The sequence below is a fragment of the Faecalibacterium sp. IP-1-18 genome (assembly GCF_023347355.1).
Classification (GTDB): domain Bacteria; phylum Bacillota; class Clostridia; order Oscillospirales; family Ruminococcaceae; genus Faecalibacterium; species Faecalibacterium prausnitzii.
Genome location: NZ_CP094472.1, coordinates 2,466,676 through 2,483,477 on the forward strand (window position 1 = coordinate 2,466,676; position 16,802 = coordinate 2,483,477).

Sequence of the window (16,802 nt, forward strand, 5' to 3'; positions counted from 1 at the left end):
TCAATCCCACCAGAAGTACCAGACGGTAGACTGCCTCAGGACATCCGCCAGATTGCCCACAGTGGGGTCATCCTGTTCTTGATCCACGATGTCCGGGCAGAAACCGTACTGCTCTGCGGCGACCTCCATGGCCTTCTCCTGGGAAACAGGGGCCGGGAGCAGGAATTCCAACTCATCGTGGCTCATTGCAGCGGGCACCGCCCCATGCTGCTCAAACCAGTATTTGGCCACCGCCATCAGTTCCGGCGTGTCTGGGCACTCGTTCCAGTTTCCGAAGGGCAGCCAGGCGAAGAGCTCCCAAGGGTTCTTCACGGGGATTTTAGCCAGAATGAGAGGATAGGTCATATCATTATCGGAATTCCAGTAGCTTGAAAAACGACGGTTATCATATCCGCCCTCCATCTCGCCCAGGATTTCCTCATCCCAGTCCATATCGTCATCCTCGGCTTCTTTCTTGCGCTGGCCGATCAGTGCCTCCAGGACCGCCTTGCTGTCCTTGACAAGTGCAGACAGTATCTTCTTCCGGTAGTCGGCTACCTTGTCCGGGTCGAAAGCATAGTCGTCCTCACCATCACTGTCCGGGTCGGAATTCATAATGAGGCACTCCCACAGGGTTTCGTCATCCGCCTTGATGAGCACTGGCACAAAGCCTTCTTTGACACTTTCCCGTTTGGCATAGCTGTATGCCGACATGATGGGATCATCGTCTTTCATGGAGGGGAAATAAGTGCATTCACAGTCCAGATACTCCATCAACGCCTCAGCCAGTTCGGAGGGTTCCAGCGTGTCCTCGTCGAAGTCCTGTCCCTGCCAGTTGGTGAAGCGTTCCTCGATCACCTTTGCCATGGCCTGGTAGTAGTCCTCGTCAAAGGGGATGAACAGCGGGGCCTTAAACTGGAACTCATCGGAGTAATACTTTTCTGGGCCGAGATATTCCAAGGCATAGTTTTCAATGTCACGAGGGAAATTGGGACTGTCAGGTTCGCCATAGTAGTAAGAAGTAAATGCTCGCCCAATCTTATTGAACATCGGAACCATAATCTGCCCGTTCAGTTTGTCCCGAATAAACGCCCGCAGATCCACGCTGGCAGGGTCGGCTTTGACCTGTTTGGCCACTTCGCCGTATTCGTTCAGAAAGTCCTCGCCCATCAGATCATGCTCTATGCACCAGCGCAGGTAAATGGCAAAGAGGTTATAAGCATTTATGGGGTCAATGGGCAGCCCCTTCTCCTCAATGCTCTCGATATGATAGGAGACATCGTCCATCTCACCGTCAAAATCATCATTGGAAAGAGTGCCACGAGTGATAGCATCCTGACGATCAGGCTCCACCACAAAGCTGATGCCGTTCATTTTGTCCAGCAGGGCGTCTGCGTCATGCTCCATCTTATATTCCAATTCCTCTCGGTAGAGGGGGATCACCTGATAGAAGTTGACCTCCTCGCCACTCGGCAGGATGCAGACCTCGCTGCCATCTTCGGTGTCCTGGGGGCCTGTCAGAATGGCAGCGCACAGCTTTGTGCCTTTTGCGAAGTCCTCCTCATTGTCCATGGTATGGCCGAAGCCCAGCCAGGTATCGCTGGCAATGGGCAGGCGAGCCAGGGTTTTCAGCAGGCGGATGGGCCAGTACCACCGCTCATTCTTCAAATCCTCGCGCTTCAACTTCCAGTTTCCCGGCAGCGCAATAGCCAGTTCCGCCCGCTCCAGTTTGTATTCGGCCAGTTCCTCCGGCACATTCATCCGGTGGGCGCCCATGCCCATCGTCACCAGTGTGTAATAGTCCCGTTCCTCAGAGGGAGGAACAACGCAGATGTCCACATGGATGTCAGGGGAAACCAGCTCATGGAACACATTCTCAAACTCACCAAAGGTGTTTTTGATGTGCTGCTCTATCGCAGACATCTCATCCTCCGAATAAACCTCCGGCTCGCTGTTTTTTCTTGAGGACCAGAAGGCATCCGCCTTTGTGCCGTCCGGGTTCAGGAAAATCTGAAAATATTGATCCTCTCCAGGCTGTTGATAGACAAGGCCAATGCGTCGCAGCTGATCCACAAACACACCTGTTAGAATGCCCTCTGGTTCTCCTTCAGGTGTGTGGGTCAGCCATTCGCCGCTGTCCAGCCGTTCCTTGAGCTGCCGCAGCCAGTCGGTTCCCATCTTGGAGAGTCCAGCTTCGTTCATACGGAAGGAAAGCTCCACAAGATGTTCCTTCACCGGGTATTGGAATTCACAGCAGGGGGAATTTTTCTTATAGCTATACCGCTCTGGGTGGAACAGTTCATAAAATTCGGCAAGTCCCGCTTCGTCCACCCGAATGCAGGCTATGGCGCATTGTTTATCATCCGCATTCTCGTCCAGTCCCCGCTGGAGCGTTTGGTCAGCATCGGGATTGATCCAATGATATTCCATCTGTTCCAGGGTGGCTCCGGCTTTGATCTCTTTTTTTAAGGTCAGGAACTCATAATCTCCCGGTTCCAGTTTTAATCCTTGCTTGACGGCATCCAGCGCACCGGATTTATCGCCAAAATGCGCCCGCAGCTTGCCCAGATGGAGCCAGATCCAGGGGTAGTCCGGCTCCTCCAGAGCGCCCCGCTCCGCATATTCCAGTGCTTCTTCCAGCCTGCCGCAATACATCAACGCCACAGAATACCGGTAGTACCAGGTAGCGCAGCCCGTGGCGTTTTTCTCCGAATCCTTCATCCATTCCGCAGCGCGGTAGTAGTGGATGTAATCGTCCAGATTAAGGCAGGCAAAGGCATACCAGAGGGCAATCTGCAAATCCTGGTGAGCCTGTTTTTCGCTGAATCGTCCTTCTTCTACGCCGCTTTTGATAAAATCCTCCAGCCAGCCGAGCATTTTCTCAAAGTAACCGGTGGTTTCTTCATCAAAGGATTCCAGTGTTTCAATATCCTCCGCCGAGAGCAGGGAGCCAGTTTCCTCATGAATATCAGGCTCCGGTTCTTTCTCGTCCAGCAGTGGCACACCACCCACATCCCGCCGGAATGCGTGGAAGTGAGCATAGGGCAAGTCGCTTACCTCAAAGAATGCCTGTGCTGCTGTTAGTACAGCGGGCAGATCCCAGGCGATAAAATCCAGATACCCACAATACAGACCAGTGGCCCCACCCAGGAAGATCACGGCTTCCTCTCCTGCATCCCGCAGGATGGCATCCCGCAGGTTATCCCGGAAATCCAGAATGGCTTTCACTCGTTCCTCACCGGTAAAACCGGACAGCGGGTACAGGAGGAATCCAGCGGCAATGCCATCCTTGTGGTACTCATCCACCATATCACTGCGGGCAGTCAGGTAGTCGTTGATGAGCACCGGCAGGCGGCAGCTTCCAGTATAGACATCCAGCCGCCAGTCAGCCTCCGGGTCCTCCACCGGTTTCAGTTCATAGGCAAGGTAGCTGTTTTCCAGGTAGTCGCTGCCATCCCGCCAGAGAGAAAGTCCCATGCTTTGCAGCAACTCCGGCAGTTCAGAAAGCAGCTTGGCCGGTTCGTCTTTCGGCTGAGCATAAACATCAAACCCAGCAACAAAGGCGATAGCGGAAACTTCTCCGATAGTTTGATCCACCAGCATAGAGAGTGCCCACCAGACCTTGTCTGTGTCCTCTTTCAAGATCGGGGTCAGCTTTTCACAGTAAAGGACCAGACTTACCTGATGATCCTCTGTTTCCTCTGCCCACATCTGCACATCATCAGCCCGAACTTCGATCTCTCCAGCTCGCAGCTCGAACCCCTCACAGGGCTGGCGGCCTACCCAGATATTCCAATGCTCCAGCACCGATTCTGGGGCCTGCTTCTGGAAGTACACCAAAGGGAACAGGCGGGAGCGAAGCCCCTCTGGACTGAGGATCAATTCATGCTTTTCGCCATTGAAGCCCAGCTCAAAGGAAGTATCGCGCAGGGCCGTCTTGAGTGCATTCCCGCACTTTTCAATCAGTTCTTCGCCACGCTGGTGCGTTTCGTCCGTATCTATGATTTGACGCAGCTCCGCCTCAATCTGAGAAAAGGCTGCCCATGCTTCCTGCGTCCTTTCACGGAAGTTCTTTTCAAAGCGAGGCAGGGACAAACGACGGCGGCATTCGTCTATGCACTCCTGGGTATCTTTGTCTCCGGGACGGGCTTCCAGGGCCTTTTCAAAGTAACGCAGGGCGGGACCTTCCTCATCCAGGCAATAATAAGCGGAAGCAGTCCGATAATTCCAGCAGTGATCTTCGGCAAAATACTCCTCATGGGGAGCCAGAAGTTCCAGCGCCTTTTCAAAAGGCTCCCGTTCTCCTATATGTGCAACGGCAATATATGCCTTGGCCAATTCGCTGTCCAGTTCCGGGGTGCGCTCCTCAGCAGGAATCGCTTCCAGGGTGTCGATTACCTTCTGCGCTTCATCCTGTTCAAACCATTGCTGGCATTGTTTCAATAAATCCATATCATGATCTCCTTTTCCATCTTCGGTAGGGATAGGTTTCACTAATAAGCAGAGCTTGTAATTTCAAAGCTAAAATTCATATCTGCATTTATGGTGGCTTCTTCATTTGTGGCTGGTTGTATCACAAACTCAAATGTAGGTTCATAGTCCCCGTCCTGCAAGGTTTCTCCACCCAAAATCTCGATATGATACCAGCCATTTGCAAGCTCAATCATCGGCTTCTTATGCACTCTATAGTAAGAAATCAGATCTTTCACCTTTTCAGGCGTAAACTGTTCCAATATTGGCCATGTAAAAAGCATCAGCATATTATGATCTACTTTGAGGGAATAGCCACTTTTTCTAAGCTGCAATCGGTTTCTTTCTTTGCACAGCTCCGGTCTATCACCAGAGAGATTGAACAATATGGTATAGGGATAGTTTTCAATACCGGTCATTGGGATTACAATTCCTTCGGCAAATATCCTGTCGCCGCTTTCGTTTGTGGTAAACTCCATCGCTAAATCATCTGAAAGATGATTTGCCTGCTTCCAGTCCTCCAGCAACAAAATGTCACCAAGGAGAAAATAATTAACAAGATCGTTTAATACTTCCGTAAACCTATATATCATCCATTATGCCTCCCTTACAATCCTGTCCGTTGCCAGCCGTCCAGCCGCTCATGTACCGCGTCAATCATCCAACCCTCGCCCACGCGCTTCATGAGAAAGCGGCGGTCAAAGCTGGTATTTTTCTCTCTGGTGTAGATGTAGAGCTTGTTCTTAGTGATCTGTTCCGCGTCAAGAAATTCTTCCCCCTTGTAGGTGCCCTGGGCACTGTATGAGAGGTCCAGAGGCAGATAGCCCGGACGGGGCTTTTCGCTCACATACTTCTCCCAGATCGCCAGCAGGCGGGGCACAGCCTCGGGATCTTCAAACCCAGCCTGCTCCATGTACTGCTCCCATTCTGTCATCTCGGCAAAGAAGGCAGACAACACCCTGCGGCATTCCGACGCTGCCTGCTCATCCAGCTGGACGGGCTTTTTGGCCTTTTCTCGCTGGAACTGAGAGAAGTGTTCCATTTGCTCCTTGGTGAACTGCACATGGACCACCGGCTTGATGTAGTTGTTGCCGGCGACAGCCAGCAAGCCCTCATAAGTGACAGCAGTATGGTCGATCCAGATATGGGATAGCTTGGGGATGGAAGCCGCCTGGAGCAGACCGGCATCATCCAGCCCAGTGTGGTCAAGGGCCAGCAGGTCCAGCTTACAGCTTTGCAGGGCGAACAGGCCGCTTCCGTCGATTCCGGAGTTCCCGGTCAGCAGCAGGATGCGCAGCTTGGACATGGCGGAAAAAACGGGGAAACAGGCGTCGGTAAGGGCGCTGTTCTCCACGCCGAAGTTGACCATACTTTTATGCCCGGCAAAGGGGGCAAGCAGTTCATCCGTCACCGGATACCCTTTCACATGGAATCCCACCAGGGTGTAACCGGCCAGCCGTTCCATGATCTCTGTGGTCAGCTCCGGAATATCAAATTTCTTTTCTCCATCTAAAGTTAGGACACCGTTTTCCCAATCCGCTGTTCGTGCCCGCTTTGGCCATTCCATAGTTTACCTCCTTACTCTTGCGCTCTATCTATTACCATTCTCCACCCGGATGTCTGCACCCGGATAACAGGACGGAAAAAGTCATAGTCATTGTGAATCTCATTATCTTCCCGAACCTCCGGTTTACAATGAGGGGAACAGGGTAAATATCCAAGCAAAGGACCCATGCCTCCGCAGATATTGCAGCCTCCGTCGCCGCCGCAGGTGGTCAATGTTTTCCCGTCTACCAACTCTCGCTTATAGGGGTCGTAGGCAATAGACAGGCCAAAGAAGTTAGCCTGCTCTATGTCGTATGACTTACCCTGTTCTTCCTCTCTTTCAAAGTGGTGTAGTTTCATCTTGTAGTCCAGTCCATCCCCCCAGGGAAACAGGGTTCGGCATCCGCCGCCGCACAGGTAGGCCCACTCATCCGGCGTGGGAAGGCTGGCTGCCAGCTCCCACAACAGGGACCGCTGAAACTCTGGGTAGGTCATTGGATGGCACAGCCACGCTCGCCAGCTATCAGCATTGCGTTCAAAGCGGACCGTTTCGTGTATTTCAAAGCTCTGGCTGTCCTGACCCGCCCACCTCTGCAAGTTCTCCAGCCACTCAGGGTGGGCGGTGATGCGAGGGTCGTTCATGGGTACACTTTCCCAGCCAATCTCCTCCAGTTTTCTGCCCACAAACATGGGGCCAATGGTCATCTGGCGTACTGGGGTCATACCTTGCCGAAGAAATTCCTCCGCAGTGCCCTCATATTCGATTTCCGCAAAAATATCCGCCAGTTCCTCTTGGTTGGCCTTGTCCATTCCTTGGATAAAGCCCTCCCAGCCAAGAATCACGGTATCGCCTGGGACAAAGACAAACTCCCGGCCACCTTTTTCAAACAGGCCGGTAGTGCAGCTCTGTCTCCAGCGGGAAAAGGCGTATAGTTCTTTGAATGTCAAATTATAACGAGTCGCCAGCGTCTGCATCAGCCAGAGCTTATCGGACAGTTTCAATGTATCAAATTGTGGTCTAAATAAATTCTCGTTCATATCAAGTCCTCTTTCAATTTGCTCCGGCAGACTGTGATTCCTTTTCCACAAGGCGAACCGCCTCCGTCAACAGCTTGGGAAGCTGATTCCTTTCTGCTGTTTCATACTGCTGGACTGGATGCGTCCAATCAAAATTTTGAATGATAGAAATGATATATCTGTCCTGATACCAGCCCATATCCAGCAAGAAACTGTTTGGATATTCCACTTGCAGCATATCTTCTTTTCGTGTGTCATCCAGAAAGGTGACCGTTCCGGTACCAAAATCCACCTTTGACCAAACTTGCACGGCAAAATTCCTCCTCACGATTCTCCGAAATGCTCCAGATACAACTCCCGCACGGAATAGGGACCAACAAGGGTCGTTTCCTTTCGGCCATCCCAGGAATACACATGAATTTCGCCTTCATCCCCAATGTACCGCTGCTCCTCAAAGGGTGCGGGAAAGGGGAAGCTTTCTACGATGCTCCAGTCAATCTTGGGCTTCAGCCCATCAAACTCCTCGCGCTTGAGCCTTTTGAAGTTAAACACCAATGCTGCCCCAATCCCATCGAACAGCAAGTCTGCGTATTCTCTGGGGGTGATGCTCTCGCTTACATTGGCGGCTTTGATGTCCACATTCAGGACCTTGTCGCCGCAGTTTGTCCATATTTTATTGGGAGAGAACCAGGTAGTCCGCTCCTTGCCGCCTACAAAATCCTCACGGAAATAGCTTCTGTTTGCGCTGTCCATCTCGACACCTTCCCGAAGCGGCCCGTTGTACGGGGAAAGCGGATAATATCGGTGTTTTGCTGGGTCAAACTGGTCAAACGAAATGTCCAACAGATACCCATGCTTCTCACTGCGCATAAGCTTGTGTGGCTTCACAATGTTTTCTTCGATGAAACTCCAAATGTACTCGTCCACATGAATAGATACACGAGGGCGACTGAATAATGTGATTTTGTAGTGATCCTCTCTGTCCATTCTCTCCGTATTGAACCAAATACGATGAATTTTAACCATAGTTATCCCCTCGCATGATTTCTGCCAACGACACTTCTGTTTCCGCCTAAAAAAGCAGTTCACCGAAAAACAGTCTGAGAACCACGGCAGATAATGATTCAAGCTGTGGCTTGCTGAGAGGAGTGTAGTGAAGGACGATTTCTCCATACAACTCCGTGTTGATGTGGTGTTCTTCCAGATACCGCAGAACTTTTCGGTTGTTCCGCACGATATTTAGACGAAACCTGGTATTATCAAGGGCATATTCAAAACAGTCCGGGTCAATCAACTGACCATTGGCTGGATCATTCATTTCCAAGCGGAGTGTTTCCGCGCCGGTCTTGCGGGAGAGTGTAAAGTAGCCATCCTCCAGTTCAAAGGACAGGCAGGACAGTCCTTCCTCATTGTCCAGCTCCCAAGTCATTCTTTTTGCAAATAATTCCATTGGTTTACCTCATAACTGTTCCAAGGTCATTTCACAAAGAACCAGCTTGTTTTTCTCATCGCTGAGAAATGCCCGGTTTCCCCATACATCCAGCACATGGAAGGAAGCGTATCCACGGGGCATGGCAAGGTCGATCAGCACCAAATCTGAAAGGCGCAGCACCTTTTGTTTACCCTTCCAGTCATCATTCTTAAAAATGGGAGACAGGATCAGGCAAGTCCTGTCACCGGAGAATTTTCCGCGCATCCCGTGTTTTCCGGGCAGGCGGCTTAAATTATCTTTGCCCCACAGTTTCTTTTTGAATAGTCCGTTTTCCTCCAGTTCCAGATACCAATAGTAGCCCATGAGAGAAAGACCTGCCGGATTGATGGTGCTGCTTTCCAAAAAGGCATAAAACTGTCCATTCTGTTCCAGTATAGAGCCAATCATAGGATAGTTGTAGTGAAAGTCTGCCTGGGCAAAATTTCCGCCAGCACGCTCTACTGCCGCCAAATGGGTCTGTCGGGTTCCTGCTTTGCTGTATACACAAGAGCCGCTTTCTGCCCAGTGTGCAGTCATGGTTTCAAGGTCTACCGTCAGGCTGGTAAAACTGTTGGTCGCATCAGCGGAGTTGTCCACTCGGCACACAATAGGGAAAACGCCCTGGCTTCCGGTGACTGCTACCGGCTTGGGAATACCCTGGGCACACCAGTTATCCATGGGGATCGGAATCCACTCTCCATCCATCTGCGGCATCCACCAAAGGGATTTACTGGCCGGGCAAACCAACAGTATTCCTCTGTCGCATGAGAGCAAGACAGGATCTTCCCAAACATCTTGCTGCTCTTTCGGCTCCGGGCTGGGAATCCACCTGGAAACTTCGCCTTTGACCCACAAAACGCCGCTGCACTTTTGCGCGAGATGATAGGTCCAAAACACAATTTCATCCTCGCTGCGGGCCACCATACCTTTGCATCCAGTCGGGCTGTATTTGAAGGAAGTTCCCGTCAGTTCAAATTCCTCGAACTCCCAGTCCTTTATCACTTTTAGTTTCGCTTTCATACTTTCACCTCACAGCAAGTCTACCTTGATACTGCACCGTTCCAGAACCGGCAGCACCTGTTCCGGCTTGGAGGACATGAGAGTAATATGGTTGAGATTGGGGAACTGGCGCAGTTCCGCCTCCGTAATGGTATTAAGATCAAAGGCTCCATCCTCGCCATCCCAGAACGGACAGAGCTGGGTATAAATCTCGCTGCCGCCATCCATCTCAATTTCTGTGACCTCCGGGGCCAGCCGCTCCGGGACAGGGTATTTCTCCAGCCACTTCCGAATCTCTGGGATGGGTTCATACCCTTCCGCGTCAATGTCGATCTTGCGTCGGCTATACTCTCTGGCAAACTCATGTGCATCCAGTTTAGGAGCCAGTAAGCCTTTCTCGTACATCAGGACTTCCATAACCGCCAGCTTGAAGTTGAAGCTGGTAAAGGTGAGCACTGGTTCAGTCGGCTTGGATAACTTGTATTTCTGCGCTTTCGCCGCCTTATTCTCTGGCTCTTTCCAGCTGATCTGTACCATGGCGGAGAGGGCCTCCAGCTTTGCTTTCTGCGCTGATTGCTCCTCTGGAACAGGACCCGGCAAGCGGGTATAAACGGTAAAGCCGCCTAATTTGAGGGTATGGGCAAATCCGGCGAAATCCTTCCAGCTGGCCTCTCGGTAGTCCTTGGACCCGATCCAAACCGCTCCGTCAAATGTCTGCCGGACCGCATACTCTCCCTGTGCCGCTACCCGGACACCAATGGTTTTGATGGTCTGCTCATCTTCGTCCAACCAGCCCTGTAGTCCAAGTTCGTCCCACAAAGCAAGTGCCTGGGTATAGGGACTCTCTCGGCCTGTAATGGGGCTTTTTCGTGTTCCATTTTGCAGGACAATGCGGGCGGGCCCCAGCTTTTCCGAAAGCTGCGAAAGGGTAAACGGCGGCGTAAATACCGACCCCAGGATAGTCAGGCTGTCTTTTTTGAGAATGATTTTTCGCTCCGTGGCCTTGGGCGGTAGAAAGATGGGCAGATTCGGGTACACTTCTTTGTACTCTCGCCATTCCAGCTTTTTGGGCTTGTTTGCCGTCCGCAGGAAGCCCCAGAAGTCGATGGGATAACGAAATACCGGCCCAACCCTATCCCGCCGGGTGACGATGACCACCGTGCCATCGGTGAGTATTCCAATGTGCTGCATGTTCTCCCCGCCGAACATTCCCGGACGGATACGCAGCACTTCACGGGTGTTCCTATTGATGAGCTGGGCAAAGTCATCGGAGAGGATCTCGCCGTTTCCCTGCACCAGCAGCCAGTCCCCGGTAAACCAGCGAAGTTTCAGCCCCTCGCCCATTCCAGGCAGGGGGGCAATTCGGCACCGCCCGGTGTCCATATCCAGTTCCAGCAGGCATTCTTCCATCCGCCCCTTGCCACTGACTGCGTGGATCATGGTAATGCGGCCTGTGCCGGGAACGGGAACGGCCTCGGAGAGATGGTCGTATCCATCCAGTGAGAAGGTGTGTTTTGTTACCTTGCCGTTTTCCCAGCGGTAAATCTGCCCCTTGTACCACTCGTTGGAAAAGTAGACCCGGCCCAGACCGTCTGTCGTAATGCCGCAATGGTATTTGGTGCTCCATCCATCTTCCGGCAGAGTCCAGTTTTTCACATCCTGACAGGTGCCCCGGTCTGTCAGTTCAATCCGTGTAGCGTTGGTGGGATCACCCACCCAGAGGGAATGGTCAGCCCAGCACAGGGTCTGGGGTGGACCGTCATATCCAATGGGGGACGGTTCGACCCAGTTAAGCGTGGCTGGATTCTTGCTCAATAATGCTCGGCCAATAGTCCCGCTGCCAGCGGCCCTGGACGCGGCATAGAGTCCATTTTCTGCGGAATAAGTGAGGCACCCAAGGTGCGGCAAGCTGTGGGCGCGGGTCACCTGGGGCGGACGCTGGCGCAGATCGGCCACACAGCCGTTTTTCCATTCTTCTGCATCCTGGTTTTTCCATTCGCCCGCCGCAAAATCACCCGCCAGGGAGTTGAAGAAATAATCGTACTCATCCTGAAGTATGTATTCCTCGCAGGGCATTAGCTTTCCAGGGTCCTGCTCCTTGGCATGGTCGCCCCATTTTCGTCCTTGCTGTTTCATCAGGTGACAATATTGCCCCTGCTTTTTGCAGTAGCGTTCCCATTCGCTGCGTTCTTCCTCTGGGATCAAGGCAAACAGATACTCGTCCTCATCGTCCAGGTTATACAGTGCCCAGCCGAAGGCAGACAGCTCCTGCCCCAACGCCGCCGCCCCTTTTTCATGGGATAGTTTCATATATTGAACGCCAACGGCATCAAAGCGTTCATCCAGCAGCGCCGGGACCTGCGCGCCCCATTTTTCTCGCAGTTCCGCCAGAGTGTCCTGTACGGCTCCGTCAAATTTCAAAATGTCCAGCTCATCATCTATGATTTGTTTGAACTCTGCCATAGGTAGTTTCTCCTTTTCCCATTTCCTACATCATAGCAACAGCCATGTGGTCAAAGCACTGATTTCCTCCCGCAGCAGCGGGGACTTCCCAGCGGCGGCAAAGGCTTTTTGGACACCGCCATAGCGCCGCTCGGAGCGATCCGCCAGCTGGAGCGCGGCTGCCTCCAGATTGGGAATCGCCATCACAGCATCTGCCAGCGCCTGGGCGGAGAGTTTATCCCCGATCAGAGAAGCGGCAAAGTAGCGCAAATGGCTGTGAGAGAGGGCGGACAAATCGTTTAGTTTATGCAGCTCATAGAGTTTCAGGGCATAAAGGGAAGGAAGCCCATCCAGAGCCGGTAGTTCCTGCACAGCTGGGAGTGACTGGAGATAGAGTTTCTGAAGCCGGGTCGCTGGAGTCAGGAAAGCGGCAAGATCTTCCGTTTTCCGCATTTCCTCCAAATGGAGATAGGTAATGCTGGTGAGAAGTGGGGTGATGTCGCCATTCTTTTCCCCACGCAGGTGGAGAACACGCAGGCCGGGGAGAGAAACATTGTCCCAGGAAACAGGGGCCGACAGCCATAGGGACAGTGTATGAAGCTGCTTTAGCCCGGAGAGAACTTCTACACCCTCACACTTTTCCATTAGGGTTAGTTCCTCCAGATTGGGATAATCTCGCAGGAAGGACAGATTCACCTTCCGCTCTCCCGTCACAGATAGGCACCGTACCGCATCCGGCTTTCGCCCATTCAGATCAATCTTTTCTCCGCCGCGCCAGAAAACTGCGGTGCAGTATGCCTGTTCCATTTTGCTTCTCTCCTTATTCCTCAAACTCTCCCTCAATCATTCCATTAAGATATTTTCCGGGATCAGCAATAAATTCCTCCCATTTGGTTAACGGATGAAACTCCTTATGCTCAATGTCCAGATACCAGAGTTTCTTATCTCTGGGACTCCACAGCAGCAAATAGTCGCTGTAATTGTCCATTTTCGCCATAAGGGAGAGCAACTTTTTCCGTTTCCAGGTCATCTCCTGTACATCCATGTAGGGGTACAGTTCCGCCCATTTCACCAGTTCCCGCTCTGGAAATTCCAGACGCAAGGGGCCGGTCTTTAAGTATTCCACCAGCTTGGCAGGCAGCTTGTAAGGCGTGAGTTGACGCGCCTTTTCCTGTTCGTTATGCCATTCCTCCGGCTCCAGAGCTTTTAAGTAGGCGGCCATTTCCTGATTTTTGTTCTGTACTGCCACGGTGTAGGGCCGGTCACCGTATTTATCCGGGATGGTGATGTCTGCACCCTGTTCCACAAGCCAGCGCACCATAGAAAAATCGTTGTGCCGTGCAGCTTCAGTGACAGGAGTCGAAGCGTAGGGAAACACCATATCTGGCTTGTGATAGTTGATGTCCGCCCCGTTTTGAATCAGATACTCCACCAGCAGCTGATTTCCATGGCTCGCCATACTGCGCAGGGCTTCACCGCCGTATTGTTTCAAATCCATGCCCATCCTTTTCAAAATGGGGAGTACATTAGGCTCATCCCGATCCACCAAGTGGAGAAACAGCCTGCATATATCCCTTTGCGTTGCGGGGATTCTGACTCCCACATCTACCAAAAAGGAAAATAGGGTCAGGTCTTGACTGCGCAGGGAACCACAAAGCAATTCTTCCGGGTTATGGGTCAAATCTGCTCCGCATTCGATCAGGAGCTGTACCATGTCCATCCGATTTTCCAGTACAGCCAATTCCAGCGGAGAGGCTTCGTCATCCCGAGGCCAATCTCCAATCATTACCTGATAGCATTGTGGCTCATTGGGAGAATGCCCTGCGTGAAGCAGGGAACGAATCGCCTCTATGTCACCACTTTTGATGGCAGCCATCATGGGAGGTACATTTGAATAGCTTACTTCACTCATCCGAGTCCTCCTTATAGTCTATTGAAAAATTTCCTGATACCTTTCTCTCAGTTCCTTCGGAGCCGTCTTAATGACCTTGCTGCCGCCGTTTTCAGAGGCTTGCCCCCAGATGGCCCAGAGCAGGCTCTGCCAAGCGATGGCCCGGAATTTCGGGTCTTCGTTTTCTTCCGGCAGGAGATAAGCGGAAAAGCGGCGCTTGACTGCCAGCAGTGCATCCAGGCTTTCCCCATTGGCGATCAGGCTGCGGAATTCTCTGGCAGGCTCCAGCCACTGCATAGATAATGCGCCCCGCACCAATACCTCCAGCGTCCATGGTTGAAACCCAAACTTTCGGATCAAGGCATGAAGGAATTTCTCTTGCAAAGAGGAGTGCTCGTCATCGCAGAGATCCAGATATTCCGTCACCAGCGGTGCCCACGGTTCTCCCTCCAGTCCCAGGGCAAACACGGCGAAGGTACCGGGCATCGCACAGGCTTCATCCGCAAGGTTTTGATACCACTCAAACTCCCGCATAGCCAAACGAGCGTATCGCTCCATAGCCGGATGAAGAGCAGGGTGCTGCACAGCACAGGCAAAGAGCTGATTGACGCCCTTTTTGGGCAAGCCGGGAATGGGCAGATAGAGTTTTTCCTTCCCACGGAACTCCACCGAGTAACTGCGGGGAAATTCCTCCTGTTCCAACACCGCACACAGGTAGTCCAGGATTTCAGCATAGCACTCCTCGGTGGAGTCCCTGGCGGTGATGCGGATGGCAGCAAACACATCATTGGCCGATGCGGTGAAATGCTCCGTCTTACGCCGCTGAATGTCCTTTGGCAATTTGCCGCTGCCATTGGTTTTCAGCTGCTTCACCATATCTGGGCGGAGCTGGGAAACCAGATCAAGGTAGTGTTCAGTTGTAATGGTATTATAGCTGGCTCCATATACCGTATAACAGACTGCGACATAGCAAGTAAAGCGCAGCAGGTTTTCGTCCACATCCTCTGGCCGCAGCTCCGGCCACACAGTGCAAGGCGGGAAAGGAGTAAAATCGTCCTCTTTTTCTCCAGCCTCAAAATACCTTTCCTGCACCTGTTTTTTGATATACTGCTCCAGTGTGTAATCAATCTCTTTCCAGCCCACCAACCGCCGCAGTGCATCGCAGAATACAACCGCTTCCTCATAGGGGAATCCCTTCAAAGGCAGTTTGGACAGATACCGACCCAGCAGCTGGCTGGGAAGAAAGGGCGTTCCACTTTGGTTCCGAACGACCACCGGATAGCCGGAATGGTTTTCTTTTGCAGTTCCATCCAACACATCCTGGATGCACTGATCGGCGTGTTCCAGCACTTCGGGGTTCGTATCTGGTTTCTGGATCAAATAGTAACGGCCTTGTACGCCGTCGCGTTTCGGCAAACTCATAGCAGGCCACCACTTCCTTCCTGGTTCTTCGTTATCGGAATAAAAATCTGTCGGTAAAGTTCCTTCAGTTCCTCCGGAGCTGCTTCCACCACTTTCTGACCACCCTTGGCGCTGGCTTTGCCCCAGATCACATAGCAGACCGTTTCCCATGCGTATTGCAGCACTTCCTCCGGGCTGGCTTCTGTTTCCTCGGCGGGTTCCTCGTCCTCATCGTCATCCTCGTCGGAGGAAAAACCGCTTGGAACGATCTCGGGCAGGTGGATTTTTGCCTCCAGCAGAGCGTCCAGGCTTTCTGCGTTTGCCATCCACGCGGCATAATCCTTGGAATACTTCATGTTCTGCATGGACAGCACCCCACGGACAAATACAGGGACGGTATCGGCGGTAAATCCGAACTGTTTCACATACTCCCGGAGGAATTTTTCCTGTAAGTGGGAGTGCTCATCATCGCAGAGATCGAGATAATCCCAGAGGAGCTGCCGCCACTCTTGCCCCAGCATTCCCAGGGCGAACACGGCAAAACTTCCGGGGAGCGCGCACTGCTCATCGCTGAGATTGGTGTACTGCTCATATTGCCGCATGGCAAGCCGGGCGTACCGTTCCATCAGGGGATGGAGGCCGGGGTACTGCACGGCACAGGCAAAGAGCTGGTTTACTCCCTTTTTGGGCAGTCCTGTGATGGGAAGATAACTCTTTTCCGGCCCTTTGAACTCCACCGCATAGCTGCGGGGAAAATCCTCCTGCTCCAGAAGCTCACACAGGTAGTTCAGTACTTCATGGCAGCACTCCTCCGTGCTGTTCCTGGCAGTAATACGGATCACAGCAAAGGCATCGTTGGCCGATGCGGTGAAGTGCTCTGTTTTCCGCTTTTGCAGGTTGAGCGGCAACCTGCCGGTCCCATGTTCTTTCAGCTTTTTCACCATATCCGGACGGACTTTCTCCACCAATCCAAAGAGGTAATTGGCGTCCAGATACTGAAAGTCCATACCATATACCTTATAGCTCACCGCCACATAGCAGGCGAAACGCAGCAGCGGCTCCGGGACCTGCTCTGCACGAATGCCTGGTTTCAGGGAATACTCCCGATCCCAAAAGTGGTCATCTTCATTGCCTGTTGCATCAAAATACTTCTCTTGCAGCTCCCGTTTGAGCATATCAAACAGATGGTGGTCAATTTCACCCCACCGGCTCTGGCGGCGCAGGTTTTCGCTGAAGGAAATGGCCTGTTCCGCGTCCAGAGTCTCGGCCCGCTGTATTTCGGTCCATGCCCTAAGCAGTTGCCACACCTCAAAGGGTGCACCTTGACTGCTGACCACTACCGGCGGCCAGTGGGAATCATCAAGCCGCGTGATTTTCCCGTCAATGGCATCCTGGATGCACTGGTCAAAGAGCGGTTGCAGTTCCTCCTGTACCTCGGGCTTCATCCAGTAACAGCGCCCGTCCGCACTATTTCGTTTTGGTAAATTCATATCAGGCCACCTCTTTCCGAACAATAAAAAATGCCCCACGCCGCACTGTCATAAAGACAGGCTGACGCAGGGCATGAAGAAGCCGCGTTGAAGGAGC

Annotated in this window: 13 protein-coding genes; all 13 read right to left on the bottom strand. The window is 52.4% G+C overall.

From position 1 onward, the window contains the following. From MTP43_RS11790 to MTP43_RS11850, 13 genes are read right to left on the bottom strand one after another with little or no spacing between them, the layout of a single operon-like run. Entirely contained in the window at positions 1–4,431 is a 4,431-nt protein-coding gene (locus tag MTP43_RS11790; RefSeq protein ID WP_249234840.1) for a suppressor of fused domain protein, read from the bottom strand. Positions 4,432–4,472: 41 nt separating this feature from the next. Next, positions 4,473–5,042: a hypothetical protein gene (locus MTP43_RS11795; protein ID WP_005928002.1), complete on the bottom strand. Its 570-nt coding sequence runs from the start codon at positions 5,040–5,042 to the stop codon at positions 4,473–4,475. A 14-nt stretch (positions 5,043–5,056) separates the two neighbouring features. Then, positions 5,057–6,016 carry an NTF2 fold immunity protein gene (locus tag MTP43_RS11800; protein ID WP_249234841.1) on the bottom strand — a complete coding sequence of 320 codons (960 nt, stop codon included), beginning with the start codon at positions 6,014–6,016 and terminating at the stop codon, positions 5,057–5,059. Between the two features lie 11 nt (positions 6,017–6,027). Further along, positions 6,028–7,032, bottom strand: a complete 1,005-nt coding sequence (locus tag MTP43_RS11805; RefSeq protein ID WP_015565831.1) for a hypothetical protein — start codon at positions 7,030–7,032, stop codon at positions 6,028–6,030. Between the two features lie 13 nt (positions 7,033–7,045). Further along, the gene (locus tag MTP43_RS11810) at positions 7,046–7,321 is read right to left on the bottom strand and encodes a hypothetical protein (RefSeq protein WP_223383293.1); all 276 of its coding nucleotides are present in this window, start codon (positions 7,319–7,321) and stop codon (positions 7,046–7,048) included. 14 nt (positions 7,322–7,335) lie between these two features. After that, positions 7,336–8,037, bottom strand: a complete 702-nt coding sequence (locus MTP43_RS11815) for a hypothetical protein (protein WP_015565830.1) — start codon at positions 8,035–8,037, stop codon at positions 7,336–7,338. A gap of 46 nt (positions 8,038–8,083) precedes the next feature. Further along, positions 8,084–8,461 carry a hypothetical protein gene (locus MTP43_RS11820; protein WP_015565829.1) on the bottom strand — a complete coding sequence of 126 codons (378 nt, stop codon included), beginning with the start codon at positions 8,459–8,461 and terminating at the stop codon, positions 8,084–8,086. Between the two features lie 9 nt (positions 8,462–8,470). Continuing rightward, complete coding sequence (locus MTP43_RS11825) at positions 8,471–9,502, bottom strand: hypothetical protein (protein WP_015565828.1); 1,032 nt, start codon at positions 9,500–9,502, stop codon at positions 8,471–8,473. 9 nt (positions 9,503–9,511) lie between these two features. Further along, positions 9,512–11,944, bottom strand: a complete 2,433-nt coding sequence (locus tag MTP43_RS11830; RefSeq protein ID WP_249234842.1) for a DUF6892 domain-containing protein — start codon at positions 11,942–11,944, stop codon at positions 9,512–9,514. A gap of 30 nt (positions 11,945–11,974) precedes the next feature. After that, positions 11,975–12,730 (bottom strand): hypothetical protein, encoded by a 756-nt coding sequence (locus MTP43_RS11835; RefSeq protein WP_249234843.1) that lies wholly within the window; start codon positions 12,728–12,730, stop codon positions 11,975–11,977. Positions 12,731–12,743: 13 nt separating this feature from the next. Beyond that, complete coding sequence (locus MTP43_RS11840; RefSeq protein WP_177957994.1) at positions 12,744–13,835, bottom strand: ankyrin repeat domain-containing protein; 1,092 nt, start codon at positions 13,833–13,835, stop codon at positions 12,744–12,746. Positions 13,836–13,853: 18 nt separating this feature from the next. After that, positions 13,854–15,236 carry a DUF6138 family protein gene (locus tag MTP43_RS11845; protein WP_249235195.1) on the bottom strand — a complete coding sequence of 461 codons (1,383 nt, stop codon included), beginning with the start codon at positions 15,234–15,236 and terminating at the stop codon, positions 13,854–13,856. Continuing rightward, positions 15,233–16,705 (bottom strand): DUF6138 family protein, encoded by a 1,473-nt coding sequence (locus MTP43_RS11850; protein ID WP_249234844.1) that lies wholly within the window; start codon positions 16,703–16,705, stop codon positions 15,233–15,235. The genes MTP43_RS11845 and MTP43_RS11850 overlap by 4 nt, the downstream gene beginning before the upstream one ends. Positions 16,706–16,802 lie beyond the last annotated feature (97 nt).